This window comes from Methylobacterium sp. Leaf125, assembly GCF_001423085.1.
In the GTDB taxonomy this organism is placed as follows: domain Bacteria; phylum Pseudomonadota; class Alphaproteobacteria; order Rhizobiales; family Beijerinckiaceae; genus Methylobacterium.
Map to the genome: position 1 here is coordinate 230,690 of NZ_LMNU01000023.1, position 24,898 is coordinate 255,587.

Annotated in this window: 26 protein-coding genes; 8 read left to right on the forward strand and 18 right to left on the reverse strand. The window is 67.4% G+C overall.

Annotation, left to right across the window (positions count from 1 at the left end):
* Window positions 1–2: 2 nt before the first annotated feature.
* From ASF58_RS17350 to ASF58_RS17365, 4 genes are all read right to left on the reverse strand, one after another.
* The gene (locus tag ASF58_RS17350) at window positions 3–1,415 is read right to left on the reverse strand and encodes an ATP-binding protein (RefSeq protein WP_055955198.1); all 1,413 of its coding nucleotides are present in this window, start codon (window positions 1,413–1,415) and stop codon (window positions 3–5) included.
* A gap of 22 nt (window positions 1,416–1,437) precedes the next feature.
* Window positions 1,438–2,148: a response regulator transcription factor gene (locus ASF58_RS17355; RefSeq protein ID WP_055955201.1), complete on the reverse strand. Its 711-nt coding sequence runs from the start codon at window positions 2,146–2,148 to the stop codon at window positions 1,438–1,440.
* Between the two features lie 189 nt (window positions 2,149–2,337).
* A complete protein-coding gene (locus tag ASF58_RS17360; RefSeq protein ID WP_055955204.1) occupies window positions 2,338–2,901 on the reverse strand; it encodes a DUF3016 domain-containing protein in 564 nt (187 codons plus the stop codon).
* A gap of 88 nt (window positions 2,902–2,989) precedes the next feature.
* Window positions 2,990–3,526, reverse strand: coding sequence for a DUF2244 domain-containing protein (locus ASF58_RS17365; protein ID WP_055955206.1), 537 nt, complete (start codon window positions 3,524–3,526; stop codon window positions 2,990–2,992).
* A gap of 20 nt (window positions 3,527–3,546) precedes the next feature.
* Here ASF58_RS17365 and nth point away from each other — a divergent pair, with 20 nt between their 5' ends.
* Together nth and purC are read left to right on the forward strand one after the other, a co-directional pair.
* Entirely contained in the window at window positions 3,547–4,281 is a 735-nt protein-coding gene (gene nth, locus ASF58_RS17370; RefSeq protein ID WP_055955209.1) for an endonuclease III, read from the forward strand.
* Window positions 4,282–4,690: 409 nt separating this feature from the next.
* Window positions 4,691–5,485, forward strand: coding sequence for a phosphoribosylaminoimidazolesuccinocarboxamide synthase (gene purC / locus ASF58_RS17375; RefSeq protein WP_055955211.1), 795 nt, complete (start codon window positions 4,691–4,693; stop codon window positions 5,483–5,485).
* 274 nt (window positions 5,486–5,759) lie between these two features.
* On the opposite strand, the gene ASF58_RS17380 is transcribed toward purC, so the two are convergent.
* From ASF58_RS17380 to ASF58_RS17395, 4 genes are all read right to left on the reverse strand, one after another.
* On the reverse strand, window positions 5,760–7,433 hold the full coding sequence (locus tag ASF58_RS17380) for a glycosyltransferase (RefSeq protein ID WP_244477381.1): 1,674 nt from the start codon (window positions 7,431–7,433) through the stop codon (window positions 5,760–5,762).
* A gap of 52 nt (window positions 7,434–7,485) precedes the next feature.
* Window positions 7,486–9,069 (reverse strand): glycosyltransferase, encoded by a 1,584-nt coding sequence (locus ASF58_RS17385; protein WP_244477372.1) that lies wholly within the window; start codon window positions 9,067–9,069, stop codon window positions 7,486–7,488.
* 463 nt (window positions 9,070–9,532) lie between these two features.
* Complete coding sequence (locus ASF58_RS17390) at window positions 9,533–10,198, reverse strand: hypothetical protein (RefSeq protein ID WP_244477373.1); 666 nt, start codon at window positions 10,196–10,198, stop codon at window positions 9,533–9,535.
* A gap of 56 nt (window positions 10,199–10,254) precedes the next feature.
* Window positions 10,255–10,785, reverse strand: a complete 531-nt coding sequence (locus ASF58_RS17395) for an invasion associated locus B family protein (RefSeq protein WP_103708712.1) — start codon at window positions 10,783–10,785, stop codon at window positions 10,255–10,257.
* Between the two features lie 192 nt (window positions 10,786–10,977).
* Between ASF58_RS17395 and ASF58_RS17400 the strand changes: the two genes are divergently transcribed.
* A complete protein-coding gene (locus ASF58_RS17400) occupies window positions 10,978–11,355 on the forward strand; it encodes a hypothetical protein (protein ID WP_055955219.1) in 378 nt (125 codons plus the stop codon).
* 7 nt (window positions 11,356–11,362) lie between these two features.
* On the opposite strand, the gene ASF58_RS17405 is transcribed toward ASF58_RS17400, so the two are convergent.
* Window positions 11,363–12,097 carry a SprT family zinc-dependent metalloprotease gene (locus tag ASF58_RS17405; protein ID WP_055955222.1) on the reverse strand — a complete coding sequence of 245 codons (735 nt, stop codon included), beginning with the start codon at window positions 12,095–12,097 and terminating at the stop codon, window positions 11,363–11,365.
* Between the two features lie 56 nt (window positions 12,098–12,153).
* Window positions 12,154–13,455, reverse strand: a complete 1,302-nt coding sequence (phaZ, locus tag ASF58_RS17410; RefSeq protein WP_055955225.1) for a polyhydroxyalkanoate depolymerase — start codon at window positions 13,453–13,455, stop codon at window positions 12,154–12,156.
* Between the two features lie 190 nt (window positions 13,456–13,645).
* Here phaZ and ASF58_RS17415 point away from each other — a divergent pair, with 190 nt between their 5' ends.
* From ASF58_RS17415 to purQ, 5 genes are all read left to right on the forward strand, one after another.
* Window positions 13,646–15,031, forward strand: coding sequence for an ActS/PrrB/RegB family redox-sensitive histidine kinase (locus ASF58_RS17415; RefSeq protein ID WP_055955228.1), 1,386 nt, complete (start codon window positions 13,646–13,648; stop codon window positions 15,029–15,031).
* 54 nt (window positions 15,032–15,085) lie between these two features.
* Entirely contained in the window at window positions 15,086–15,688 is a 603-nt protein-coding gene (locus tag ASF58_RS17420) for an ActR/PrrA/RegA family redox response regulator transcription factor (RefSeq protein WP_055955230.1), read from the forward strand.
* 116 nt (window positions 15,689–15,804) lie between these two features.
* The gene (locus ASF58_RS17425) at window positions 15,805–16,041 is read left to right on the forward strand and encodes a hypothetical protein (RefSeq protein ID WP_055955233.1); all 237 of its coding nucleotides are present in this window, start codon (window positions 15,805–15,807) and stop codon (window positions 16,039–16,041) included.
* A gap of 115 nt (window positions 16,042–16,156) precedes the next feature.
* Window positions 16,157–16,396, forward strand: a complete 240-nt coding sequence (purS, locus tag ASF58_RS17430) for a phosphoribosylformylglycinamidine synthase subunit PurS (RefSeq protein WP_055955237.1) — start codon at window positions 16,157–16,159, stop codon at window positions 16,394–16,396.
* Complete coding sequence (gene purQ / locus ASF58_RS17435; RefSeq protein WP_055955240.1) at window positions 16,396–17,076, forward strand: phosphoribosylformylglycinamidine synthase subunit PurQ; 681 nt, start codon at window positions 16,396–16,398, stop codon at window positions 17,074–17,076. The genes purS and purQ overlap by 1 nt, the downstream gene beginning before the upstream one ends.
* A 160-nt stretch (window positions 17,077–17,236) precedes the next feature.
* Here the strand turns inward: purQ and ASF58_RS17440 are convergent, their stop codons facing one another.
* The 8 genes from ASF58_RS17440 to gap all read right to left on the reverse strand — a co-directional run bounded on the left by ASF58_RS17440 (window position 17,237) and on the right by gap (window position 24,499).
* Window positions 17,237–17,782 carry an adenine phosphoribosyltransferase gene (locus ASF58_RS17440; RefSeq protein WP_055955242.1) on the reverse strand — a complete coding sequence of 182 codons (546 nt, stop codon included), beginning with the start codon at window positions 17,780–17,782 and terminating at the stop codon, window positions 17,237–17,239.
* Between the two features lie 43 nt (window positions 17,783–17,825).
* Entirely contained in the window at window positions 17,826–18,620 is a 795-nt protein-coding gene (locus ASF58_RS17445) for an inositol monophosphatase family protein (RefSeq protein ID WP_055955245.1), read from the reverse strand.
* Between the two features lie 119 nt (window positions 18,621–18,739).
* Window positions 18,740–19,765 carry a tetratricopeptide repeat protein gene (locus tag ASF58_RS17450; protein ID WP_244477374.1) on the reverse strand — a complete coding sequence of 342 codons (1,026 nt, stop codon included), beginning with the start codon at window positions 19,763–19,765 and terminating at the stop codon, window positions 18,740–18,742.
* Window positions 19,762–20,424 carry a thiamine phosphate synthase gene (locus ASF58_RS17455; protein WP_055955248.1) on the reverse strand — a complete coding sequence of 221 codons (663 nt, stop codon included), beginning with the start codon at window positions 20,422–20,424 and terminating at the stop codon, window positions 19,762–19,764. The genes ASF58_RS17450 and ASF58_RS17455 overlap by 4 nt, the downstream gene beginning before the upstream one ends.
* Window positions 20,425–20,442: 18 nt before the next feature.
* The gene (gene fba, locus ASF58_RS17460) at window positions 20,443–21,516 is read right to left on the reverse strand and encodes a class II fructose-bisphosphate aldolase (protein WP_055955251.1); all 1,074 of its coding nucleotides are present in this window, start codon (window positions 21,514–21,516) and stop codon (window positions 20,443–20,445) included.
* 198 nt (window positions 21,517–21,714) lie between these two features.
* Window positions 21,715–22,917, reverse strand: a complete 1,203-nt coding sequence (locus ASF58_RS17465; RefSeq protein WP_055955254.1) for a phosphoglycerate kinase — start codon at window positions 22,915–22,917, stop codon at window positions 21,715–21,717.
* A 35-nt stretch (window positions 22,918–22,952) separates the two neighbouring features.
* Window positions 22,953–23,420, reverse strand: coding sequence for a hypothetical protein (locus ASF58_RS17470; RefSeq protein ID WP_055955257.1), 468 nt, complete (start codon window positions 23,418–23,420; stop codon window positions 22,953–22,955).
* A gap of 71 nt (window positions 23,421–23,491) precedes the next feature.
* Window positions 23,492–24,499, reverse strand: a complete 1,008-nt coding sequence (gap, locus tag ASF58_RS17475) for a type I glyceraldehyde-3-phosphate dehydrogenase (protein WP_055955260.1) — start codon at window positions 24,497–24,499, stop codon at window positions 23,492–23,494.
* Between the last annotated feature and the right edge of the window lie 399 nt (window positions 24,500–24,898).

The following is a 24,898-nucleotide window of genomic DNA, read 5'->3' on the forward strand; positions in this document are numbered from 1 at the left end:
CCCTACCCTCCCGTCGGATCTCCGGCCGGCAGGGTTATCACGACGGAGAGCCCGGGGGCATGGTCTTCCAGCGCCAGCGTGCCCTGGTGCAGGCGCACCACCGCGTTGACGAGACTGAGGCCGAGGCCGAAGCCCGGCCGCGAGCGCGCCTCCTCCAGCCGGACGAAGCGGTCGAGCACCCGGCCGCGGGCCTCGCTGGGGATGCCCGGCCCGGAATCGGCCACGCCGAGGCGCACGGCGTCGCCGACCCGCGCGGCGCTGAGCCGGATCTCGCCGCTGGGCCCGCCATACTTCACCGCGTTGTCGATCAGGTTGGCGAGCGCCTGTCCGATCAGTTCCCGGCTGCCGCGCAGGGTCAGGGGCGCGCCCTCGGTCTCGACCTGCAGCGCCAGGCCCTGCTCCGAGGCCAGGGGCTCGTAGAGCTCGGCCACGGCCTGGACCACGGCGGCGACGTCGAAGGTCTGGAAATCCTCGCGGGCGTTCACGCCCTCCAGGCGGGCGATCATCAGGAGCGCGTTGAAGATCCGGATCAGGCCGTCGCTCTCCTCGATCACCCCCTCCATCGCCGCCCGCAGGGCGTCCGGCGTCTCGGCCGTGCGCAGGGCCTCCTCGGCCCGGTTGCGCAGGCGGGTCAGGGGCGTCTTGAGGTCGTGGGCGATGTTGTCGGAGACGTCGCGCAGGCCGCGCATCAGCTCGCCGATCCGCTCCAGCATGGCGTTGAGGTTGTGGGCCAGCCGGTCGAGCTCGTCGCCGGTCCCCGCCACCGCGAGGCGCCCGTCGAGGTCGCCGGCCATGATCCGGCGGGTGGTCTCCGTCATGGCGTCGACGCGCCTCAGGACCCGGCTGGCGATGAACCAGGTGCCGATCACGCCCAGCACCATCACCAGCCCCACGGAGGAGCCGAAGGTCCGTCCGATCACCGCCCGCAGCCGGTCGCGCTCGGCGACATCGCGGCCGACGAGGAGCCGGAAGCCCCCGGGCAGGACGAAGATCTGCATGATCGCCCGGTGCTCGAGGTTCTGCGCGCCGCCGATGCGGGCGTAGTTGGCCTCGGTCTGGCCCGGATCGACGATGAGCCCGGTGGGCAGGGCGTCGATGTTGCCGACGATGCGCTCGCCGGCGGCGTTGGTGACGAGGTAGAGCGAGGCCCCGGGCTCGCCGGCGCGCCGCTCCACCGCGGAGATCAGGCGCCGCAGGCCCCCGACCTTGTACTGCTCCGACAGGCCGTTGATCTCGGCCTCGATGGTGGACACCATCTGGTCGTCGAGGGCGCGGCTGGCGTTCCAGGCGACGTAGCCCAGCGCCAGCAGCGCGAAGGTGGCGAACACCACCAGGTAGGCGAAGGACAGCTTGAAGGCCGTCGTGCGGAACAGGTTGCCGAGGCGCCCGGCCGGGGCGTCGTCGAGAGTCGTCACGGCCTGAGCCTCACGCTGCGCCTCACGCCGACGGTCCCGGTGCCCGCGCCTCGTCGACCCGCAGCACGTAGCCGGTGCCGCGCACGGTGTGGATGATCGGGTGCTCGAAATCCTTGTCGACCTTCGCGCGCAGGCGCGAGACGTGGACGTCGATGACGTTGGTCTGCGGGTCGAAATGGTAGTCCCAGACGTGCTCCAGCAGCATGGTCCGGGTCACGACCTGGCCGGCATGGCGCATCAGGTACTCGAGCAGGCGGAATTCGCGCGGCTGCAGCACGATCTCCTGGCCGGCCCGGGTCACGCGGTGCGAGAGGCGATCGAGTTCGAGGTCGCCGACCCGGTAGGCGGTCGCTTCGGCGGCGGTGCCCGGCCCGGCCCGGCGGCGGGCCAGCACCTCGGCCCGGGCGAGCAGCTCGGAGAAGGCGTAGGGCTTGGGCAGGTAGTCGTCGCCCCCGGCCCGCAGGCCCTTCACCCGGTCGTCCACCTGCCCGAGGGCCGAGAGAATCAGCACCGGCGTGGTCACGCCCTGCTCGCGCAGGGAGCGGATCAGCGACAGGCCGTCGAGCTTGGGCAGCATGCGGTCGACGATGAGCACGTCGTAATCGCCCTCCTGCGCCAGGGCGTAGCCGTCGAGGCCGTCGGAGGCCTGGTCCGGCATGTGACCGGCCTCGCGAAAAGCCTTGATCAGGTACGCGACCGCCTCGCGGTCGTCCTCGATGATGAGCAGACGCATGGGACGGAGTGATAGGGTCTCGCCCGTCCTCGCGAAACCGCCTTGTCCGGCAACGCTCATGCCGCATCCCTCCGCGCTGGGTCGATGAGCCGGACCATGGGCAGCCGTGGGTTGCACGACCCTGGCGGCAACATGACGCTTTGGTCATGTCTGGGGACGACGGAGCTGACGAAGCCGCCTGAAGCCGGCCTAGTCCGGGCGCGGCCCCGCGCCGCCGGCAGGCGCGGACAGCCGGCTGCGGGCCCAGTCGCGCAGGAGGGCTTCCTCGTAGCCGAAGCTCCCGCCGGCGGCCGCGGCGCGGGCGCCGAACAGGAAGTTGATGTCGGTCAGGCGCTCCTCGCCCCCGGCGATCCGGCGGCCGCCGCGGCGCAGGTCGTAGCGCAGGCGGATCGCCGGCGGGGTCGCGTCGCTGACGATCCTCAGGCCCGAGGGGCTGTTCAGGTCCGGGCGGACGAAGCCGGCCCGGTCGATATCGAGGACATCCACGGACAGGGTCTCGTCCGGTCCCATCACCCGCAGGGCGGACGCCGCGATGATCCGCCGGATCTCCGCGAGGGTGCCCCGCAGGCCGGGCCCCGAACCGTAGCGGTCGTCGGCGTCGGTGTAGCGCTCGGGCGCGACGAAGCGGACGGTGACGCGCGCATCCGCCGGTGCGGCCAAGGCGGGGGCAGCCAAGGCGGGGGCGGCCAAGGCGAGGGCGGCCACGACAAGGGAGGCGGAAAGCGCCCGTTGCGCGAAACTGTGGCGCCTCATCCGCTCATGCCCCTGTGAATCGCTCCGACCGGACAGGCCCTGCCCTGCCGTGACACCGGCGCCCCCGGGCCTCGAGGCTCGGCCCCCGTCAGTAGCCCTTCTTCACCTGCGCCAGGGCACGGGTCAGGCCGTCGGCGATGACCTCGCGCTCCGGCGGCGAGGCGTCCCGGGCGACCACCACGAATTCCCGGCGGGATTCGAGGGTCAGGGTCTGCATGCCGTACTCGTCGTCCTCCACCCGGGTCAGCTTGGTCCAGAGCGGATTGAAGCGCCATTCCCGGCGCTCGCCCCGGTGGGTCACCCGGGCGAGCATCACCTCGATCGGGGTGATCATCACCTCCTCGAAGGAGCGGCCGCGCCGGAAGCTCGCCTTCAGCGCCACGTAGAGGGCGAGCATGTCGAGGCCGAAGAACCCGGCCACGGGCCAGAACCCGGCCCGGACGCAGGCGATCGAGGTGACGAGGGAGACGGCGCAGCAGCCGATCATGACGTTGCGGAAGCCGTCCGGCCCCAGGGACTGGTGCGGCCGGATGGTGGCCTGGAAGACAGGCCGATCCATGCTGTCGGGATCGAGGCCGTCCGGATGCCGGCCGATCGGAGGGACGTGGTCATTGCCGCTCGCCATGCGAGGAATATAACGCAGGGATGCCCAGCCGACAGCCGACCAAACCACGGAAATCGCCGATCTCCGCGCGGCTCGCCGCGCCGATCGTCGCAGCGGCGCCCGCCACGCCGGACCCCGTGGGCCCGGACACCGTGGCGGAGATCTTCGCGCGGCTCAGCGCGGCCAACCCGGAGCCGCGCGCCGAACTCGAGTTCGAGAACCCCTTCACCCTCCTGGTGGCGGTGGTGCTCTCGGCCCAGGCCACCGACCGCAGCGTCAACCTCGCCACCGCGCCGCTCTTCGCCATCGCCGACACGCCGGCCGCGATGCTGGCCCTCGGGGAGGCGCGGGTGCGCGACTTCATCCGCACCATCGGCCTGTTCAACACCAAGGCGAAGAACGTCATCGCCCTGTCGCGCATCCTGGTGGAGGAGCATGGCGGCGAAGTCCCCAGCGCCCGGGCGGCGCTGGAGGTGCTGCCCGGCGTCGGCGCCAAGACCGCCAGCGTGGTCCGCAACGTCGCCTTCGGCGAGGAGACCATCGCGGTCGACACCCACATCTTCCGGGTCTCCAACCGGATTCCGCTGGTGGTCGCCCCCACCACCGACAAGGTCCAGGCCGGGCTGGAGGCCATCGTACCCGCGCCCTACCGGCTCAACGCCCATCACTGGCTGATCCTGTTCGGCCGCTACATCTGCAAGGCGCGCAAGCCCGAATGCTACCGCTGCCCGATCGCCGACCTGTGCCGCTTCCCGGCCAAGACGGCCGCCCCGTGACCCGGCCGGACGAGCCGGCCCACCGACAGCCGCCCGCCCGCTCGCCGGGACGGGGCTGAGCCGTTCCGCTCCGAGGTCCGGTCGGCGCGAAGCCTCGGTTCGCGCCAAGGCGCAACCCGCGCCAAGGCTCAGTCCTCACGAAGGCCCGGTCCTGAAGGCCCCGTCCTGAAGGCCCGGTCCGCGAGGCCCGGTCCCCTTGCCCCCGACCCGCACACCGCTTTATCACCGGTGTCCTCCCAGGACGGCATGGGTCCCATCCGGCCAGCGCGTTGTGCTGCCAGCCGCCTTCGGGTAGTTTGCGCCACGGTCGCGGAGGCTTTCGACGTACGACGTGTCTCTCGGCCCGGCCCCACCCACAGGCCGCCACGCCGCGGATTCCGCATCGTTCGCTCGCAAGGAGTCACGGCCCATGGACTTCCTCAAACCACGGTACACGCCTATGAACCGCCGCCGTCGCATCTACGAGGGCAAGGCGAAGGTCCTCTACGAGGGTCCGGAGCCGGGAACGCTCATCCAGCACTTCAAGGATGATGCCACCGCCTTCAACGCGCAGAAGCATGATGTCATCGACGGCAAGGGCGTGCTGAACAACCGGATTTCCGAGTTCGTCTTCCAGCACCTCAACGACATCGGCGTGCCCACGCACTTCATCCGCCGCCTGAACATGCGCGAGCAGCTGATCCGCGAAGTCGAGATCATCCCGCTCGAAGTGGTGGTGCGCAACGTCGCCGCCGGCTCGCTCGCCACCCGCCTCGGCCTCGAGGAAGGCACGCAGCTGCCGCGCTCGATCATCGAGTTCTACTACAAGAACGACGCGCTCAATGACCCGATGGTGTCGGAAGAGCACATCACCGCCTTCGGCTGGGCGACCCCGCAGGAGATCGACGACATCATGGCGCTGGCCATCCGGGTCAACGACTTCCTGTCCGGGCTCTTCCTCGGCGTCGGCATCCGCCTCGTCGACTTCAAGATCGAGACCGGCCGCCTCTGGGAAGGCGACATGATGCGCATCGTCGTCGCCGACGAGATCTCCCCGGATTCGTGCCGCCTCTGGGACATCAAGTCGTCGGACAAGCTCGACAAGGACCGCTTCCGCAAGGATCTCGGCGGCCTGATCGAGGCCTATACCGAGGTGGCCAAGCGCCTCGGCATCATGTCCGAGAACGAGAAGGTCCAGACGGGCGGCCCGCGCCTCGTCCAGTAAAGGACCGGCCGGCCCCGCGGGTCTCTCCGGCCCGCGCCGGCTGGTCTTCGACCGACGGCGACGCCTGAACCCAGGGGTCGTCCGGCGCCATCATTCCGGGGCGCCGCCGGCGCGCCCGGGACCCGCAAGGGGCGCGCAGCGGCGTGCGATCCCGAGCCGCCGACGGCGTCACCTCCGGCACGCGCTGCGTGTCCGGCTCCCGGGCTCCGCGGCGCGGCCCCGGGGTGACGGGGTGCTGCGCGCGGGTTCCCGTATCCGGCAGCCTGCGAGAGGCTCACCGCAGATCGACCGGCCCCGCCTCCGGCCAGCCCGGACGCAGCCGCGCATAGGTGCCGAGATCGGGGTCGAACCCCGGGTGATAATGGGGGTCCTGCGCGAGCAGCGGCCCCCATCGGTCTTGAAAGGCCGCGACTTCGCGCCGGTGGCGCTCCTGCGCGGCGGGCGTCCAGCGCCGGCTCGCCGCCTCGTCGTGGCGCAGCACCGCCCCCGGCACGAACAGGGTGCGGTAGCCGGCCGCGTTCAGGCGGAGGCACAGGTCGACATCGTTGAAGTCGACCGCGAAGGCCGCCGCATCGAAGCCTCCGACCGCCGCGAACTTGTGCGCCTCCACCACGAGGCAGGCGGCCGTGACCGCCGCGACCGCGCGGGTCGCCCGCAGGCCGGCCAGGTAGCCCGGCGCCTCTCCGGAGAAGAATCGGTGCGCATGGGTGACGAGGCCACCCGGCCCGAGCAGCACGCCGCCATGCTGGATGCGGCCCCGCCCGTCGATGAGCTTGGCGCCGACCGCGCCCACATCCGGCCGCAGGGCCTCGCGTACCAGCCGCTCGAGCCAGTCCGGGTGCAGGGCCGCGACGTCGTTGTTGATGAAGGCCAGCACCTGCCCCTGCGCCGCGGCCGCGGCCCGATTGTTCATGCCGGCAAAGTCGAACGGGCCGGGACAGGACACGATTCGTGCGATGCCCGCCGCCTCCAGCTCCCGGAAATACGCCAGGGTCTCGGGCGCGCGACTGTCGTTGTCGCAGATCAGGATCTCCCGCTCCGGCCAGTCGGTACACCCGACCAGGCTGGTGATGCAGGTCCGCAGGAGGTCGACCCGGTCGCGGGTCGGCACGATGAGGCTGACGCGGGGGCGCGCCTGCGGCAGCGGGTGCGCGAGCGTCAGCACGCCGTCCGCCTCCACCTGGATCGTGACGGCGTGGTCGCCCCTGCGGTCGAGGGCCCGGCGCAGGGTGGCGGCCCGCGCCGCCGGATCTGGCATCCCGGTGGAGGCCGCGTCGCTGCGGGAGAGCAGGCGCGGCAGGTGCCCGATCGCCCCGTGCCCGAACCGCTCCGCCACCCTCAGGATGAGGTCGAGGGCATCGGTCACCGGCCCCTCCCGCTCGGTGACGGCGGCGAGGGCCGAGGCCCGGAGCGCCAGCACCGGGCCGCAATACGCCACCGCGCAGGCGTAGTCGGGGTCGAAGGCCGGACGCAGCAGCGGCATCGCGAGCCCGGTCTCGGACCCCAGGAGCGCATCGCCGTAGGCGAGCTGGTGCGCCGGGCTCCGGGCGAAGGCCTCGGCCAGGATCGCGGGTGCGCCCGGCAGCAGGGCATGACCCGGCGCCGTGAGCACGAGAATCTCGGCACCGGCGCGCGACGCCTCCGACGGACGACCCTGCGCCAAGTCTGCGGATGCCAGGTCCGCGGATGTCAGGTCCGCGGATGCCAGGTCCGCGAGCGTCAGGACTGCGACGGTGTCGCGTGGCCCCGCAGCGCCCCCGGCGGCCGGCGCCTGCAGGAGCCGGCCTTGCGCCGCCGGGCCGCAGAGAAGTCCCGCATGATTGAGGCCGAACAGGGCGGCCGCCGCCTGGCCGGCGCGGACGCGCTTGCCCGCCAGCCGCGCCCGCAGGATCGCCAGCCCCTCCCCCCGATGCCGGAGCAGGAGCGCGGCGGCACGGCCCCAACGCAGCCAGACCGGATGCCGGGCGACGCCCGCGAAGGCGAGCGCGGCGTCGGCCCTCCTACTCAAGGTCTTCCCCGAACGTCGTCAGCGACAGCACCGGGTGGTAATAGGGATCGTGCCGGATGGTGTCGCGCCAGCGCTCGACGAAGCGGTCGGCCTCCTGCTCGAAGCGCAAGCGCGCCGCCCCGACGGCGGGTCCGCGGCTGGTCGATTCGAGGTGGGCCATCACGGCGCGCGGCGTCCAGATCGTCCGGTAGCCGGCCGCATTGAGGCGCAGGCAGAAATCGACGTCGTTGAAATCCACCGCGAAGGCGTCCGCGTCGAGGCCCCCGACCGCGTCGAACTTGGCCCGCCCCACCGCCAGGCAAGCCGCGGTGACGGCCGAGACCTCGTGGGCGACCCGCATCCGGCCGAGCATTCCTGGGGTATCGGCCGGCCGCCGGCGCAGGATGTGCCCGGCCCGCCCCCCGAGGCCCACCACCACGCCGGCATGCTGCAGCGTCCCGTCGGCATAGAGGAGCTTGGCGCCCACCGCGCCGATCTCCGGCCGGCAGGCCTGGCGCACCAAAGCGGTGAGCCAATCCTCGCGCAGCACCGCGACGTCGTTGTTGAGGAGGACCACCACCGCCCCCCGCGACCCGGCCACCCCGGCATTGATCATCGCGGAGAAATTGAACGGCCCCGGATAGGACAGGATACGGACCCGCGAATCCTGCCGCAGGGTCTCGTAATGGGCGAGCACGTCCGGATCGGTCGAGCCGTTATCGACGATGACGAGCTCGATCGCCGGGTAGTCCGTCCCGTTGAGCACCCCGTCGGCGGCGACCCGGATCAGCTCCAGGCGGTCCCGCGACGGAATGATCACGCTGGCGAGCGGCGGCGGCTCGGGCAACGCCCAGAGCAGATCGAACCCGGTGGGGTTCGCCTCGACCCGCGCCGGACGGCGGGTCTCGTTGAGGTGAGTCTGGAGAATCGCCGCGTGGCGCTCGGCCGAATCTGGCGGCGGAGGCGCCGCGCGGGCGAGAACACGCGGGACATGCGCGACCTCGTCGAAACCCACGTGGTATACGGCGGCCAACCCGAGGCGGAGGGCGAACCCGTCCGGCGCTCCGAGCGGACGAGTCCTCAGTCGCTCGAGCAGGCCCCCGGCATAGAGGGTCGGCGTCCCGGGATAGGCGGTGGTCAGGGCCAGGTCCGGACTCCAGTCCGGCTTCAGCGCCGGTCTCGGGTCAGAGCCCTCGACCCGGGAATCCGCGTAGACCATCTGCGGGCGATCCGGCTCCGCCAGCGCGCGGACCAGGATCGCCAGGGCGTCCGGATCGAGAGCATCGCCCGGGGCCAGCACCATCAACGCGCTGTCATCATTCAGGAAATCGCCGAGGCAGGCCGAGGCCGCCCAGACGTGCTGCTCGATCCGCGCATCGTCCTCCGCGACAGCGAGCCCCGTGTCCGACCAGCCCACGACGAGGCGCCAGGCGGCGTCACGCTGGGCCTTCAGGCTCGCGATTGTCGCCGCGACCCGCTCGCCGTCCGCCGGCCCGGCCGGCATCACCAGCCGAACCGCCGGCCCCGCCGGTACCGGAGTCGCGTCGGCGCGGGCACGGTGGCGCGCCCAGTCCGCGAAATCCGCGATCGGGGTCACGCCGCAACTGCCCCGAAGGATGTCGCGGGTGCGCCGCTCGTTTCGCCTAAGCCTCTGATAGAAAGCGGACATCGCCCGGAGTGGGCGTACGCGCAGGCATTCGGCGAACACGCTCGCCTCCGAACGCAGGCCGACCCGCTCCAGCACGAAGCCGCTGCGTCCGTCGGTGGCGAGGTCGATCGCCGCGGTATCCGGCGGAAGCCAGCCGAGCCACTCGGCCGCCCCCTGCCCCGTCCCGGGCAGGACGAAAACTTCGCGCCGACCGTCGTCGCGGGTCAGGCGCAGCAGCGGCCGCAGCGGACGAACCCGGGGATTCGCGCGATAGATCGAGACGATCCAGCAGCCGCGCCCGTTCTCGGCGAGGCGAAGCCGGCGGTCGAAGAGGGGATCATCCGTAGCATCGAGCGAGAAGGCGACGGAGCGTCCGGATGCGGTCAGGACATCACCTGCGCAGGCTCAAAGCTCACTCGGCGGCATCCGTTGCGGGCGCCGCCACCCGATCCTCCGACGTGGCAGCGACCGCCGGCTTCCTCGTCTTCCGCGGCGCAGCCTTCTGGGGCGCAGCCCCGAGACGCACCTCGATGTCGTAGTCGCGGGCCATCGCCGCCGGGACGACGAGATTGTCCTCGACGAAGGAGAACAGGCCCTGCGCCGCCCCCGCGGGCACCGTGACCGCCACGCGGTGAACCCGCGACTGCACGACTTTGTCGCCGGCCTTGATGCTGATGGAGACCGGTGCATCGAAGCGACCCGGCTTCCCGACGGGACCCAGAAGCACCTGCCCTTCGACGCCGACCTTCACCGAGACGGAGCCGTCCTGAAGCTTGGCGCATTCCCGGGCGAGACGACCGATCGTCACCTGGTGTCGAAGGCTGCTGCCGTCTCCGGCCCGGCCCGTATAGCTCTGGAGCGCCGCCCCCCCTTCCGGAACCGCCACCGTCGGACAATAGGGCGGATCGGCATCGTCCGGCTGCGACGGCGGCACCGAGGTTCCGCCGTATTTCAGCATGTTCGTGAAGAAGTTACCCTCCTCCGCAAAAGTGGCGTCGATCCCGAGGCCGCTCGCCGCGAGGGTTGCCGCCAGGAGGAGCCCGAACCGCTGCCGGCCCGTCATCATGCTGAGATACATGCCGAGATCCCGCTCTCTTCGCACCGTCCGTCGCACCCGCACCCCCGCGGGGGCCATCACTTGAGGCTATCGAAGCCCTGCGCGAATCCCTTCATCGACAGAGGAATGCCGACGCCCTCCTCCGGCGTCTGGAACACGATGAAGGTGGCCTGCGCCCCACCGCTGAACTGCTTGATCAGGCCATCATCCATGACGACCTCGGCGACGCAGCCCGTCGTCAGACACCGGACGAAGCCGGCGCGGCCCACATCGGTCTTATCGATCTTCAAACCGAGGCCGGACGGCAGCAGGACCCCGAGCGGCGCAACCACGCGCAGAAGATAGCCCCGATTGTCGGCCGTCTTCAGGACGATCACGACCAGCGTGAGGTTCGGCCGGTCCTCGGCAGCCAGGTATTGCACCAGGGCGCATTGTTCGGCCTTGGCGCCTGCCGGTGTCTCACACCGGAGCTGCCAGTCGCCGAACGTGTTCCGAACCATCCCCTGGGCGGCTGCACCCTCGGGCCCGAAGCCGGCGAGCAGGATTCCCGCAGCGAGCAGGCCGACCGCGACGCCCCGGGCGACCAGGCCGCGTGCAAGCTGCGCCATTCCTCGAAACCCCACGCGTCGACCCTTTCGCATGGCCCGCCGCCCCGCGAACCGTTAACGGAAAACACGGGTGTTCCGACCATGCTGGGCCATCGCATGTCAAGCGAAGGCCGGCCTGCGGGAACCGACTATCGCGCCGCGCGTACAGCCTCTAGTGCTGACAGCCACGCTTGCCCGACAACGGACCGATCCATGCGACTGCGCGCCCCCCTCCTCCTCGCCACCCTCGCTCTCACCGGTCCGGCCGTCGCAGAGCCGCTTCCCGTCGGCGAGACCACCTATATCGAGCGCTCCCTCAACCGGGACGGTCCCCTCGTGATCGAGCACCGTCCGGTGGCACGCACGCCGGGCGGTCGCCGTGGCGGAAGCTCGGCCGAGATCGCGGGATTTTGCCGCGATGGGGGCATCATCCGTCGTCGGGACGAGTTCGGCCAGCCGGTGATCCTGCGCCAGCGCGAGGTCTGCGACAGCGTCGCGCCGCGCACCCTGAACCCGGGCGATGTCGATCCCCGCCCGACCTGGCCGGCCGAGCAGGTCGTTCGCGGCCGGGCGCTTCGCGTCCGCGGCTGAGACGACCTCAGCCGTAACGGTGGAGGGTGGCGCCGTTGCGTTTCAGCCAACGCTCGGCTTCGTCCACATGCGGGCAGAGCGACCCCACCAGAGTCCAGAACCGTGTCGAGTGGTTCATCTCCCGGAGATGCCCCATCTCGTGCGCCACGAGATAATCGAGCACCATCGGCGGCGCGAGGATCAGCCGCCAGGAGAAATTCAGCTCGCCACGCACCGTGCAGGAGCCCCAACGGCTCCGCGTGTCGCGCAGGGTGATGCGCGTCGGCCCTTGTCCCAGCTTCTCGGTGTAGCGCGCCACCGCCTCGGTCAGATCGCGCCGGGCTTCCCGCTGCAGGAAATCCGTGATCCTCCGCGCGATGTGCGGCGCGTCGCAGGCAACGGATAGGACGGGCTCCGCGGCAAGCACCTCGAGCCGGGTGAGTCCGCTTCGACGATCACGATGCAGAACCCGGTGAGGCACACCCCGGATCGGCAGGACGGCGTCCGCCGCGAACAGCACACGCTCGGGCATGCGGGCGAGCCGTGCCGCAATCCATCCTCCGTGGCTCACGGCGAAGGTCCGGGCAACACCGATCGAGGTGCGCGTCGGAAGCGTCATGACGACTTCTCCGGTCGCACTCGAGACGCGCAGGGTGAGCCGGCGTGCGGTCGGCCGGCGACGCAGCAGAACGCGAAGGGTCTCACCCTCGTGCAGGATGTCGAGGTGATCCGGGTCCGCCCCGCGCAACAACGCCAATCGCATCCCGCCAGCTTAACCGCTGTCGCCCGCCTTCGCCATTGGCGCGGACGCCTCCGTCCTCACACCGGTGCCTCAGACAGGTCGGGCTCCGGCCGGTGGGTGATCGCCGCTTCGACCCGTTCAAGATTGCCCATCTGGCGAATGAAGGCGGCGATCCGGGGTGCAATGGTGGTGCGGTAGCGCGACCCGTTGAACACGCCGTAATGGCCGACACCGTGCTGCAAATGATACGCTTTCCGTTCCGGGGGAAGGTTCGGCGTGAGGTCTAAGGCCGCTTGGGTCTGGCCGACGCCGGAAATGTCGTCGTTTTCCCCCTCGATGGCGAGAATGGCACACGTGCGAACCGCGCCGAGGTCGACGCGAGCCCCGCGGTGGATCATCGATCCCTTCGGCAGGGCGTGATCGACGAAAACCGTTTTCACCGTCTGGAGGTAGAACTCTGCCGTCAGATCCATCACCGCGAGATACTCATCGTAGAACTCGCGATGCTTCTCCGCCGAATCGCCATCCCCCGTCACAAGGTGGTCGAACATCTCGGCGTGAGCGTTCACGTGGCGGTCGAGGTTCATCGCCATGAACCCTGACAGCTGAAAAAAGCCCGGATAGACGCTGCGCCAGACGCCGGGATAGCCGGCAGGCACGGTGGTGATGCAGTTGCGCTCGAACCAGGCCGTCCCGCGCTCCTGCGCCACACAGTTGACGGCTGTCGGTGAACGCCGCGTATCGATGGGACCTCCCATCAGCGTCATCGTTTGCGGCACTGGCGCGTAGCCCTGTGCCTCCATCACGGCGACCGCCGCCAGGACCGGCACGGCCGGCTGACACACGGCCATGACGTGCAGCTCCGGTCCGAGGTCCCGGAACATGTCGATGAGGTAGTCGATGTAGGAATCCAGATCGAACCGTCCAACCCCGATCGGCACCATGCGGGCGTCAGCCCAATCGGTGATGAAGACCTGGTGATCGGGCAACATGGCCTCCACGGTGCCGCGCAGGAGCGTGGCGTAGTGGCCCGACATTGGCGCGACGATGAGCAGCTTCGGTTGTGGCGCAGTGGGGCCGCGCACGAAGCTTCGATCGAAGGTGATCACACGGCAGAACGGCCGCTCCCAGACCACACGCTCACTCACCGGAACGCTCGTGCCGTCAACATCGGTGCTGAGGATGCCGAAAGACGGCTTGCCGTAGCGCCGGGTGACCCGCTCGAACATCTCGCAGGCGGCCGTTATCGAGCGGGCATAGGGCGAGTAGGCCAATGGATTGGCGGGGTTTTGTAGGCTGTGCCGTGCGACGTCGGCGACAAGTCGCGCCGGCGTCGTCATCAGTCGGGCGGCCTCGTACCAGAGATAGGACAAGTTCACGGACCATTCCCCCCTTTTGTCGACGTCGCTTCCGAGGGTCGCCTACGAAATCCGCCGTCGGCACGGCACTCCGCATCGATTTGCGCGGATGCGATCCGCTCGATTTAGCGCAAAAGCGATGTCGACAAGAGCGGATGTTGGAACCTGGAGGGATAGACGCGAGACAGCCGGGCCCTATCGTTCCCCTGATATGATCGACATGAGCACCAACGGCTTCGTCCGCGACGCACGGCACCTGCGTCTCGACACCTTCGTGCGCCTGCGATGGCTCGCGATCACCGGCCAAAGCGCGGCGGTGGTCGGGGCGCAATTCGGGTTGGGCCTGCCACTGCCCTTCGGGTGGTGCTTCCTCGTAATCGCCACCTCGTCCTGGCTGAACCTCGCGCTGCGCATCCGCTTTCCCGCGAGCTACCGCCTCAGCGACGATTCCGCCGCCCTGCTCCTCGCCTTCGACATCATCCAGCTCGCCGCTCTGCTCTTCCTCACCGGCGGATTGCAGAACCCGTTCTCGCTGCTGTTCCTCGCCCCGGTGCTAATCTCGGCCACCGCCCTGCCGCCCGAGCGCACCCTCGCGCTCGGTCTCCTGGCGATCGGTCTCGCGACGCTGCTCGCCCTCGTGCACCGCCCCTTGCCTTGGTTTGCCGATGGGCGGCTGGAACTGCCCTTCCTGTACATTTCGGGCATCTGGACCGCGATCCTGCTCGGGACGGCCTTCACGGGGGTTTATGCCTGGAAAGTCGCGGAGGAGACGCGTCAGCTCGCGCAGGCCCTGGCCGCCACGGAACTGGTGCTGGCCCGGGAGCAACACCTGTCGCAGCTCGATGGGCTCGCTGCCGCCGCCGCCCACGAACTCGGTACGCCGCTTGGGACCATCATGGTGGTGACAAAGGAACTGACCCGTCAGTTGGCGACGACGGCCAGCCCCTCTGTGCGGGAGGACCTGGCGCTCCTACGTGATCAGGTCGATCGCTGCCGTGGCATTCTTTCGAAGCTGACGTCCCTCGATAGTGATGAGGCCGGCTTCCTCCAGACTGTCAGCCTCAGCCACCTCGTGGAGGAGCTCGTCGAGCCGCAGCGTGCCATGGGCATCATCCTCGACGTCTCGAACCAGGGCGAAGGTCGGGAGCCTGCGTGCAGGCGCAATCCGGGAGTGATGTTCGGGTTGGCCAACATCGTGGATAACGCCGTCGACTTCGCCACCGAGCGGGTGATCATCGAGGCGCGCTGGACCCTTGAACGGGTTTGGCTAGAGATTCGGGACGACGGCCCAGGCTTCTCGAGCGAGGTCCTGCTGAGGGCCGGCGAGCCCTACGTGACGACACGAAGCCCGGATCGCTCACGCAGCCCGGACAGCACCGGCGCCGGTCTCGGCCTCGGGCTTTTCATTGCCAAGACGCTGATCGAGCGCTCCGGAGCTCAGTTAACACTGTCAAATGTCTCTCAACACGAGGCGACAGGCGCGGTGGTCCGCGTCAGCTGGGCGCGTCACATCTTCGAGCGAGGCGCGCTGGCGGTCGATCATGCGCAATTGAGTAGTGGGCAACCCCTGACGGAAACAGGTGCGACACCTATATAACGACCAGAGCAGAACCCAATCGAAGTTGGTTCGTGAACTACGGAGGAGCGTCGGATGCTGACGCAGACTGGAACAACGGCGCCGAGTGCCGATATCGCTCAGCTTGCCGACAATGATCCCCTGGCCGCTTTCCACGATCGTTCGCTGCTGATCGTCGATGACGACAAGCCTTTCTCGACGCGTCTAGCCCGTGCCATGGAGATGCGAGGCTACGAGGTACAGGTTGCTGAGAGTGTCGCCGAAGGCGTCTCGATGGTCGATGTTCGTCCGCCGGCCTTCGCAGTCATCGATATGAGGCTCGGCGATGGCAATGGGCTCGACGTCATCGCTCGGCTCAAGGAGCGTCGACCGGATGCACGAGGGGTCATTCTGACTGGCTACGGCAATATCGCAACGGCCGTAACGGCCGTGAAACTCGGTGCGTTTGACTACCTGGCCAAACCAGCCGACGCCGATGAGATCCACGGGACACTCATGGCGCAGCCCGGCGAGCGAGCCGACCCGCCCGAGAACCCGATGTCGGCGGACCGGGTGCGCTGGGAGCACATCCAACGCGTCTACGAGCTTTGTGGACGGAACGTCTCTGAAACGGCGCGTCGCCTGAACATGCATCGCCGGACGCTCCAGCGTATCCTGGCCAAGCGCGCTCCGCGCTGACGTCTGGGGAAAACAAGGGCGACGTTGCGCAACCGGTTCGGTTCGCGCTACGCCGCCCTTCATCGTTTCAACGCCGGGTTTCCTGGGCGTGAAGTTGGCAACGGGGTGACACTCCTGTGAACACGCGCAATTTCGTCACCATCCTGAGCATGATGGTTCTCGTCGGCACGGAGGTGTTCGCCGTGGCCATCGCAGCCGGCTGGGCTTTGGCCGGTCTGTTCGATCTTGGTGACACGGTAGGCCATGTTCTGATGGCGCTGTTCAGTCTCTTCGCCGCCTGGGTGATGCTACAACTATGGCGACGCGCGACGAGCATTGAGCCACTGCGCGGACCAGAAACCATTAGGCGCTGAGCGGAAATCACGCCTTCGACCTCTACGCGCGGCCCCTCCGGGGCCGTTTCGCGTTGCTTGCTTGGCATTTCCCGATTATCGGCTGGATGCCCCGACACTAGACGAGTTCGAACCCATGAAAGCACGCATCATCGTCACCCTTAAGACCGGCGTGCTAGACCCGCAGGGCAAGGCGATCGAAGCGGCCCTGACATCGTTCGGGCTATCGGGTATCGACAGCGTTCGCCAAGGAAAAGTCTTCGACGTCGAGGTCGCGGGGGAAGACCGCACGGCCGCAGAAACGACGCTGAAAAGCGCCTGCGAGAAGCTGCTCGCCAACACCGTCGTCGAGAACTACGTCATCGAGATCGCCTGATGCGCGCCGCCATCATCGTTTTCCCGGGCTCTAATCGCGACGCGGACGTGGCCCGAGCCCTGGCCCAATCCGGTGCCGAGGTCATTAAGGTCTGGCACGCGGATACAGCCCTGCCGGCCGGCACCGATCTCGCTGTGCTGCCAGGTGGGTTTTCCTACGGTGACTACCTCCGTTGCGGTGCTATCGCCGGCCGCGCTGCCGCGATGGACGCCGTCCGCGCGCATGCCGCGCGGGGTGGCCTTGTGCTTGGCATCTGCAATGGCTTCCAGATCCTGTGCGAGTCTGGCCTGCTGCCCGGCGTCCTGATGCGGAACGTTGACCGGCGTTTCATCTGTCATCGGCAGTTGCTCCGGGTGGAGCGCGCCGATACCCGTTTCACGTCAGCCTACGCCAAAGATCAGGTCATCGACGTTTGCGTAGCCCATGGCGAGGGCAACTACTTTGCAGACCCAGAAACGATCGCGCGCCTCGAAGGCGATGGACGGGTGGCGTTCCGTTACTCCGACGCTGCGGGCAACCTCACGGTGGACGCCAATCGCAACGGCTCGCTAAATTCCATCGCTGGCATCTACTCCGAGAACCTGAACGTACTCGGCCTGATGCCGCACCCGGAGAACTTCGTAGAGGACCTCGTCGGTGGGACCGACGGACGTGGACTCTTCACCAGCTTGGCGGCGTAGCGCCCTCATAAGCCTCTTCTTCGCAGGAAGAGGCTGGCCAACGGCGGGGCGGGTCGGGTCGAGGTGAACGATGGGTCCGGAGAGGCTCTGTATCCTCTCCCGACTGCCCCGCGGTCAGACAATCCCGAGCCCCAAAGACAAGTGTGGGGCTCGCGACCGCTCAATGGCCCTCGAATTCCATTAAGGTCCGCACCGGCACATCAAGGTCCCGTAGCTTCTGAGCGCCGCCGATCTCCGGTAGGTCGATGACGAAGCAGGCCGCCACCACTTCAGCGCCAATCCGACGCAGCAGGTTCACAGCCGCGCAGGCTGTGCCGCCGGTGGCGATCAGGTCATCCACCAGAAGCACCCGGTCGCCCGGCTTGATGGCATCAACGTGGATTTCCATCTCGTCGGTGCCGTACTCGAGGGCGTAGGCAATCGATACTGTCGTATGTGGTAGCTTGCCCTTCTTTCGAATCGGGACGAAGCCGGACGAAAGCTGGTGCGCGACCGCCCCTCCAAGAATAAAGCCCCGCGCCTCGATACCCGCGACCTGATCGATGCGTCCCCCCGCATACGGATGCACCAGCGCATCGACCGCCCGACGGAACGCGCGCGGGTCGCTGAGCAGGGTGGTGATATCGCGAAATACGATGCCGGGCTTCGGGTAATCCGGGATGGACCGGATCGAGTCCTTCAACGCAATGTGGCGGCGGCTTTCCATCGGGGAGCCCTTGTCGAGGAGATTGGAGGCGAAGACGCGCCCCTCAGGCGTTGGCGCGGCGTAGGAGTTTCACGAGCTCGCCGTGTAGAATCTCGTTGCCGCAAGCGACCGAACGGGCTGCCAGCGGCTCGGCGCCACCATCGGCGCTGGTAACGAAGCCGCCGGCCTCACGCACTAGGATGATCCCCGCAGCGATGTCCCAGGTTTGTAGATCGCGCTCCCAGTATAGGTCCGAGCGGCCGCAGGCGACATAGGCGAGATCGAGAGCGGCCGATCCGAAGCGGCGAGCGCCTCCGGTGACGGCCATCACGGCGGCGACCTCCCGCAGGAGCTTCGGATGGTCGCCGCGACCAAGATAGGGTGAGCCGTAGGCGACAAGGGCATCGGCCATGTCAGTGCGCCCGGAGACGCGGAGGCGACGGTTGTTAAGATAAGCACCCTTCCCACGCTCGGCTACGAACAGTTCATCCTTGGCCGGATCATAGATCACGCCGGCGACGATCTGTCCCTCGCGCTCCAGCCCGACGGAGATGGCGAAGTGCGGGATGCCGTGAAGGAAGTTCGTGGTGCCGTCGAGAGGGTCAACATGCCAAGTGTGGCTCTTGTCCGCGCCCTCGACATTGCCGGACTCTTCCAGGATGAGCCCGTAGCCTGGACGCGCCTTCATCAGGGCATCCTTGAGGACTTCCTCGGCCTTGCGATCGGCAGCCGAGACGAAGTTTCCGGGCCCTTTGCGTGAGACCTGGAGGTTCTCAATCTCGCCGTAGTCGCGTTTGAGGCCGCGGGCCGCTTTGCGCACGGCGTCGACCATGACGGTCATGAGGGGTGAGCTGATCATCGATCTTCAGGTCCAGGCCGATTCAAAGAACGTCGGTTCACATAACATTCGGCGCGGCAATAGCACGTTTGCGCGCCGGCTCACCCCTATCGAATGCGGGGCTGCCCCACGGGACTCCGCTAATTGACCTTCGCTCGATCCGCAGCAAGCGTTTCGGCGCGTGTGCGCTCGGCCGGCTCAAGGCCTTTCAGGTTCTCGTCCAGCCAGGCGTCGGACAAACCCTGCGCAGACGCCGCGAGGTTCCAGGCAGCCGCCTCGACCAAATTCTTTTGAACGCCACGCCCGACCGCGAACAGGCGCGCAATCCGGTTCTGTGCGATCGCATTTCCGCGGGCGGCGGCATGCTGGAAATAACGCGCCGCACGCATTTCGTCCTTCGGCAGACCCGTCCCGTTGAAGAGAAGGATGGCGAACTCAACCTCGCCGGCCAGATCACCGTTATCCGCCGCACGCCGAAACCATTCGGCAGCCTGAGTCGGATCTTTCTGCACACCGCGCCCCTGTAGGTAGAGGACGCCGAGATCGTGCTGAGCCGCACCGATCTCCCCTTCGGCCGCCTTGCGGAACAGGGTGGCAGCCCGAGCTTGATCCGGCTCAGTGCCGGTCCCCAGAAGAATCAAGGCGAGATTGTAGGCTGCCGTAGTGTCGCCAGTCTCAGCAGCCTTTTCGAGCCATTGCCGGCCGGTCTTCATGTCTTTGGCGCCGCCCCGCCCATCGATGGACATCAGACCCAGCGACGCCATCGCGTGCACGTCTCCCTGCGCCGCCGCAAGGCGGTACCATTCCGCGGCCTTGACCGGATCCTGTTTGATACCGAGACCCTGATTGTAGAGTTCGCCTAGCAGCGTCATCGCCGCCGCATCCTTCGGATCCGCCGCAATTCGCTTTGTCGCCTCGCGAAACGCCGTGGTGTATTGCCCACGCTGGTAGGCACCAAAGGCCGTATCCGCCGACTTGTCGCTAGGCTTCGCGGTGAAGGGTACCGCCCGCATAGCGTTGGGCGAATAAGGAGTCGGCAGTTCCTTCAGAGGGGCAGAGAAGACCTCACGCGTCGCTGGCTTGGCTGCTTCCGGCGATAGGGACGACGCGGCCCAGACGTCAGACAGGCCAAACATCAGAGCCAGAAGGCTGAACAACAGTCTCACGCGGCCGTCTCCGCGGCAGCGGCAACCTGCACTTGGATTGTGGCGACGTCAGCGTCCTGGCCGATCCAAAGCGGGCTTTCTAGGCCGAGGAACTCCGCGCCCGTGGCCAGGAGCGGCCCGACTTGATCCGCGGCATGTGCGACGGCGATGCACGGCGTCTCGAAGATCTCGGTCCACCACCCGGCGCGATCAAGAACCGTCTCAGGATCGGGAGCCATCCCATCCGCGTAGAGACCACCGAACATGACGTAGTCGACGCCAGCCTCACCGGCCTCCATTGCGGCGTGCTTCTGCTCGTGACCGCCGGCTCCCAGAATTCGTCCGTCGGCCAAGCGCTCGCGCAGTCCGCGTAAGTCGCCTTCCCGCGGCTTGTCGAGATGGACGCCATCGGCGCCACCGCGGGCCGACACGCTCACAAGGTCGCCGTCGAAATTTGTACAGGCGACAACCACGGCCGCACCGGCCTCCTGTACCGTCGGTGCCAAGCGCTTGACGAGGTTCACCAAGCTTCGCTCATCGGCTGGGGCAAGCCTCAGAATGACAGCTGCAACATCACCGGCCGCACAGGCGGCCGTGATCGCTGCACTAAGCGCGTCGGCGTCACCGGCCTCGACTCGGTGGGGGCTAAGCAGGGCGAGGCGGGTGCGAGTTTCCGACATACAGGGTCCTTCTGACGCTCAGCCCGCCGCACCGATCTTCGGATCGAGGGAGCCGTTGGCGTAGCGTTTGGCCATGGTAGCCACGGAAACCGGGCGGATCTTAGAACCCTGACCGGCGGTACCGAACTCCTCAAAGCGTTGCTTGCAGAGCTTCGTCATCGCCTCCATGGCGGGCTTCAGGTATTTGCGCGGATCGAACTCAGCCTTATTCTCGGCCAGGATCTTCCGAATCTGGCCTGTCATCGCCATCCGGTTATCCGTGTCGATATTAATTTTTCGCACGCCGTGCTTGATGCCGCGCTGGATCTCCTCGACCGGCACTCCCCAGGTCGGCTTCATCTCGCCGCCATACTGATTGATGATGTCCTGCAAGTCCTGCGGTACCGACGACGAGCCGTGCATCACAAGGTGGGTCGAGGGCAGGCGGCGGTGGATCTCCTCGATAATATTCATTGCCAGGACGTCGCCGTCGGGCTTGCGAGTGAACTTGTAGGCGCCGTGCGAGGTGCCCATGGCAACCGCCAGCGCATCGACCTTGGTGGCTTCGACGAACTTCACAGCCTCGTCGGGATCGGTAAGGAGTTGGTCGTGACTCAGCACGCCCTCTGCGCCATGGCCGTCCTCGGCCTCGCCCTGTCCGCTTTCGAGCGAGCCGAGCACGCCGAGTTCGCCCTCCACCGAGACGCCCGCCCAGTGGGCCATCTTCGTGACATTGCGGGTGATCTCGACATTGTAGTTGTAATCGGCCGGGGTCTTGCCGTCCGCTTTCAGCGACCCATCCATCATCACCGAGGTGAAGCCGTACTGAATAGCGGTGGCACAGGTGGCCTCGTCGCTACCATGGTCGAGGTGCATGCAGACGGGGATATGAGGATAAATCTCAACAAGACCGTCGATGAGCTTGGCCAGGACGATGTCGTTGGCATAGGCACGCGCGCCTTTGCTCGCCTGCAGGATCACCGGGGAATCAGTCGCATCCGCCGCGGCCATAATGGCGAGACCCTGCTCCATGTTGTTCAGGTTGAACGCCGGCACGCCGTATTCATGCTCGGCGGCATGGTCCAGGAGCTGCCTCAGGGTGATGCGGGCCATAGGTTTCTCCACAGATACGACCGCCGCCGAGGCGATCCACCAGTTGTCGCGCCAGAAAACGCGATCCATCCGAATTCGGTCGTCTTTTCGGACCTTTGCGGATCCGTTGCAACTGTCGCAAGACAGCATTTCGGCCAGGGGGCGCAGCGTCAATAAACGGCGGCCGTCATTCCCTGACGCGCTGGGTCGCGGATGCGATCAACTTTTGGCGCGCAGGGCCTCGACGCCCGGCAGTTCCTTGCCCTCAAGCCACTCCAGGAAGGCGCCACCGGCAGTTGATACGTAGGAAAAGGTCTCGCCTACACCTGCATGGTTCAGCGCAGCGACCGTGTCACCGCCACCCGCCACCGAGACAAGCTTCCCAGCTTGCGTACGCTCAGCAGCGTGCCGGGCGGCTGCCACGGTTGCGGCATCGAACGGGGTCAGTTCGAAGGCACCTAGGGGGCCGTTCCAGACCAGAGTGGCGGCCTCGTCGATGGCCGCGTTGATCTCGGCGACCGAGGCAGGCCCGGCATCAAGGATCATTCCTGTTTCCGGCACATCATCGACCGTGACGGTCTCGTGCGCGGCGTTGGCCTTGAACTCAGAGGCCGAGACGGCATCGACCGGCAGAATAATCCGACACTTGGCCGCCTTGGCTGCCACAATGATGCGAAGGGCAGTCTCGGCAAGATCCTTCTCGCAAAGCGATTTGCCAACCGCCTTACCCTGCGCGTGCAAGAAAGTGTTGGCCATCCCGCCGCCGATGACCAGCATGTCGACCTTCTCCACGAGGTTTTGGAGAAGGTCGATCTTGGAGGAAACCTTCGCCCCGCCGACGAGAGCAATGACTGGGCGGGCAGGAGCCTCAAGCCCCTTGGTGAGAGCGTCGAGTTCGGCCTGCATCAGGCGGCCCGCATAGGCCGGCAGCAGATGTGCCAGCCCCTCTGTGGAAGCGTGCGCCCGGTGCGCCGCCGAGAAGGCCTCGTTCACGTAGAGGTCGCCGTTCGCCGCGAGCTGCTCGGTGAAAGCCCGGTCGTTCTTCTCTTCGCCGGCGTGGAAACGCGTGTTTTCAAGGAGGACAACGTCCCCGTCCTCCAGGCGCGCGACCGCTTCTGCCGCAGCCGAACCCACACAATCCTCGGCGAAGGCAACGGGACGGCCGAGCTTCTGACTGAGAGGCTCGACCACGGGCTCCAGCGACTCGGAGCTGACGGGCTTACCTTTCGGTCGTCCGAAATGGGCCAACAGTACGACGCGGCCGCCCTTATCGGCGACTTCATTGATCGTCGGCACGATTCGCTCAATGCGGGTGGCGTCGGTGACGCGCCCGCCCTCCATCGGAACGTTCAAGTCTACACGAAGGAGAACGCGCTTGCCCTTCAGCGGGCCGGCATCGTCGAGGGTTCGAAAAGCGGTCATCGGGGCCTTGGCTTCAGTCGGGCAGGACGAGGAAATCAGCGCGGGGGCAGCATCGCATCGAGGTGGAAGCGCTGCGCCGCGATGGTGAGCGCAACCGTGAGAACGGCGGTGATGATGGCGGTAAGCACCAAGGCGCCGGACCCGGGTAGGCCGCGCGTGCGATCCGCGATGGCGCGAACCTCGCTGCGCAAGGCGGAGAGATCGCTCTGGCGGGCCGCCTCGTTCATACGGCCAGCGGCGCCCTCGACCTTCTCCTCGACGCGGGACAACAGCGCCTCAGAGCGAGCGTACTTGTCCTCGATCCGGGAGCATTTATCCTCGATTCGGGCGAGCTGATCGCCGCCGGCAGTGCCGCCGTGCGATGACAGAGGTTCCACCTTGCCGGCCACGACGGGACCCGCAGGAGCCTGACCGGCAGTAGCCACCGCCGGCGGGGAGTCCGCCGGCGGGATTGCTGAAGTGCCTGGAACGAAGCCGCGTCCGGAGGGGGAGGTCTCTGTCATGTCAGGCACACCATGCTCGTCTTCGCGTGGTCTTCGGGAACGTTCAACCCGTCAGGATACGGCGATGCGGCTTAGAGCAGTTTGCCCATTGCCACGGCCGTGTCAGCCATCCGGTTCGAGAAGCCCCACTCGTTGTCGTACCAGGACAGGATGCGCACGAAGGTGCCGTCCATGACCTTGGTCTGATCGAGGTGGAAGGTCGACGAGTGCGGATCGTGGTTGAAGTCGATCGAGACGTTCGGCTGGTCCGTGTAGGCCAGTACGCCCTTGAGGGGACCGTCCGCAGCTGCGCGGATCGCGTCGTTGATCTCCTCGACGGTGGTCTGGCGCTTGGCGGTGAACACGAGGTCGACAGCCGAGACGTTCGGGGTCGGCACGCGGATCGAGGTTCCGTCGAGCTTGCCTTTAAGCTCCGGCAGCACGAGACCGACGGCCTTCGCGGCGCCAGTCGAAGTCGGAATCATCGAAAGTGCGGCGGCACGGGCCCGGTAAAGGTCCTTGTGCATCTGATCGAGCGATGGCTGATCGTTCGTGTAGGAATGGATCGTCGTCATGAAGCCACGCTCGATCCCAACGAGATCGTTCAGCACCTTGGCCACCGGTACGAGGCAGTTGGTGGTGCAAGACGCGTTCGAGATCACGCGATGGTCGGTGGTGAGCTTGTCGTGGTTGACGCCGTAGACCACGGTCAGGTCGGCTCCGTCGGCCGGTGCCGAGACAATGACGCGCTTGGCCCCAGCATCCAGGTGGGCCTTGGCCTTGTCCTTCGAGGTGAAGATGCCCGTGCACTCGAGGGCGATATCGACACCGAGTTCGCGATGCGGCAGCTCCGCCGGATTGCGAACGGCGGTGACCTTGATGCGCTTGCCGTCAACGACGATGAAGTCGCCGTCGACCTCAACCTTGGCGTTGAACCGACCGTGGATCGAGTCGAAGCGCAGCAGGTGAGCATTGGTCTCGACGGGGCCGAGATCGTTGATCGCCACCACCTCAATGTCCTGGCGGCCGGCCTCATGGATGGCGCGCAGAATGTTGCGGCCGATGCGTCCGAACCCGTTGATGGCAACCTTCACCGACACGGCGTGAGTCCTTCCCATAATCGGGCGCCGGCCACGCAGCACCCTCCAGCAAGTTGATCGTCGCGGCTTGACCGGATGTCAGGCCTCGATCCGTTGCCCGCTCTGTGCGAGTCCCGATTGAACGGCAGATGAACTGCCGCGCAGGCTCGGGCACGCAAACACAGCCCAAGACCGAGGTAGCGCGCGGCAGGACGGTGCCCAGGGCGGCGGACAGATCCCTGCCCTATCGCCTGAGCCCGTCGCGTGCTGCCGTATAGCCGGTCTGCGAGCGGCCGGTCTCTAACATGGTGACAAATCGAGGCAAAGGTTACATCGCCCGGCGCAGGGGGTGGATAACCGTTTCACGGTGGATACCGTGCTGGCGTTCAGGCGTGGCGTGAACGACTTCGTCGGATAGAA

Bases quoted from the DNA above. Each gene is read 5' to 3' on its own strand.
- ASF58_RS17355 (WP_055955201.1), bottom strand. From the start codon at position 2,148: ATGCGTCTGCTCATCATCGAGGACGACCGCGAGGCGGTCGCGTACCTG.
- ASF58_RS17360 (WP_055955204.1), bottom strand. From the start codon at position 2,901: ATGAGGCGCCACAGTTTCGCGCAACGGGCGCTTTCCGCCTCCCTTGTC.
- ASF58_RS17365 (WP_055955206.1), bottom strand. From the start codon at position 3,526: ATGGCGAGCGGCAATGACCACGTCCCTCCGATCGGCCGGCATCCGGAC.
- nth (WP_055955209.1), top strand. From the start codon at position 3,547: ATGCCCAGCCGACAGCCGACCAAACCACGGAAATCGCCGATCTCCGCG.
- purC (WP_055955211.1), top strand. From the start codon at position 4,691: ATGGACTTCCTCAAACCACGGTACACGCCTATGAACCGCCGCCGTCGC.
- ASF58_RS17390 (WP_244477373.1), bottom strand. From the start codon at position 10,198: ATGTATCTCAGCATGATGACGGGCCGGCAGCGGTTCGGGCTCCTCCTG.
- ASF58_RS17395 (WP_103708712.1), bottom strand. From the start codon at position 10,785: ATGGCGCAGCTTGCACGCGGCCTGGTCGCCCGGGGCGTCGCGGTCGGC.
- ASF58_RS17400 (WP_055955219.1), top strand. From the start codon at position 10,978: ATGCGACTGCGCGCCCCCCTCCTCCTCGCCACCCTCGCTCTCACCGGT.
- ASF58_RS17405 (WP_055955222.1), bottom strand. From the start codon at position 12,097: ATGCGATTGGCGTTGTTGCGCGGGGCGGACCCGGATCACCTCGACATC.
- ASF58_RS17415 (WP_055955228.1), top strand. From the start codon at position 13,646: ATGATCGACATGAGCACCAACGGCTTCGTCCGCGACGCACGGCACCTG.
- ASF58_RS17420 (WP_055955230.1), top strand. From the start codon at position 15,086: ATGCTGACGCAGACTGGAACAACGGCGCCGAGTGCCGATATCGCTCAG.
- purS (WP_055955237.1), top strand. From the start codon at position 16,157: ATGAAAGCACGCATCATCGTCACCCTTAAGACCGGCGTGCTAGACCCG.
- purQ (WP_055955240.1), top strand. From the start codon at position 16,396: ATGCGCGCCGCCATCATCGTTTTCCCGGGCTCTAATCGCGACGCGGAC.
- ASF58_RS17440 (WP_055955242.1), bottom strand. From the start codon at position 17,782: ATGGAAAGCCGCCGCCACATTGCGTTGAAGGACTCGATCCGGTCCATC.
- ASF58_RS17445 (WP_055955245.1), bottom strand. From the start codon at position 18,620: ATGATCAGCTCACCCCTCATGACCGTCATGGTCGACGCCGTGCGCAAA.
- ASF58_RS17455 (WP_055955248.1), bottom strand. From the start codon at position 20,424: ATGTCGGAAACTCGCACCCGCCTCGCCCTGCTTAGCCCCCACCGAGTC.
- fba (WP_055955251.1), bottom strand. From the start codon at position 21,516: ATGGCCCGCATCACCCTGAGGCAGCTCCTGGACCATGCCGCCGAGCAT.
- ASF58_RS17465 (WP_055955254.1), bottom strand. From the start codon at position 22,917: ATGACCGCTTTTCGAACCCTCGACGATGCCGGCCCGCTGAAGGGCAAG.
- ASF58_RS17470 (WP_055955257.1), bottom strand. From the start codon at position 23,420: ATGACAGAGACCTCCCCCTCCGGACGCGGCTTCGTTCCAGGCACTTCA.